We start from the raw sequence: 799 nt of genomic DNA, 5'->3' as shown, positions 1-799 counted from the left end.
CCCGGAATCACGGTTGTTTTCTCTTCCTGAGGGTACTGAGATGTTTCACTTCCCCTCGTTCCCTCCACATGCCCTATGTGTTCAGGCATGGGTGACAGCCCATGACGACTGCCGGGTTTCCCCATTCGGAAACCCCCGGATCAAAGCCTGGTTGACGGCTCCCCGGGGACTATCGTGGCCTCCCACGTCCTTCATCGGTTCCTGGTGCCAAGGCATCCACCGTGCGCCCTTAAAAACTTGGCCACAGATGCTCGCGTCCACTGTGTAGTTCTCAAGCAACGACCAGCCACCCATCACCCTGATTCAAACGAATCAAGTTCACTGGGGCCGGCATCGCGAAGATACAAACCTTACGGCCGTACCCTCAGATACCCAACAACGTGCCAAGCGTGAGCCACCCTTGGTGTCTCCTGTTCCACGCCGAAGCAGTACTAGGAAGACCTTCAGGTCACTCACGCCAACTAATCAACGTTCCACCCATGAGCTGACCGTGCAGAACATTTGCCTGCAATCGGTACTGTGCTCCTTAGAAAGGAGGTGATCCAGCCGCACCTTCCGGTACGGCTACCTTGTTACGACTTCGTCCCAATCGCCAGTCCCACCTTCGACAGCTCCCTCCCACAAGGGGTTGGGCCACCGGCTTCGGGTGTTACCGACTTTCGTGACGTGACGGGCGGTGTGTACAAGGCCCGGGAACGTATTCACCGCAGCAATGCTGATCTGCGATTACTAGCAACTCCGACTTCATGGGGTCGAGTTGCAGACCCCAATCCGAACTGAGACCGGCTTTTTGAGATTC

General features: G+C 56.6%; 2 rRNA genes. Both read right to left on the bottom strand.

Going from position 1 to position 799, the window contains the following annotated elements:
• A 23S ribosomal RNA gene (locus EAO71_RS35375) occupies positions 1-243 on the bottom strand; the annotation flags it as partial.
• Positions 244-530: 287 nt separating this feature from the next.
• Positions 531-799, bottom strand: a 16S ribosomal RNA gene (locus EAO71_RS35370); the annotation flags it as partial.

Origin of the sequence: Streptomyces sp. MS191 (assembly GCF_008042125.1) — a bacterium.
Classification (GTDB): Bacteria; Actinomycetota; Actinomycetes; order Streptomycetales; family Streptomycetaceae; genus Streptomyces.
Note: the sequence above shows the minus strand (reverse complement) of the source record. Positions and strands in the feature narration are given on the sequence as shown.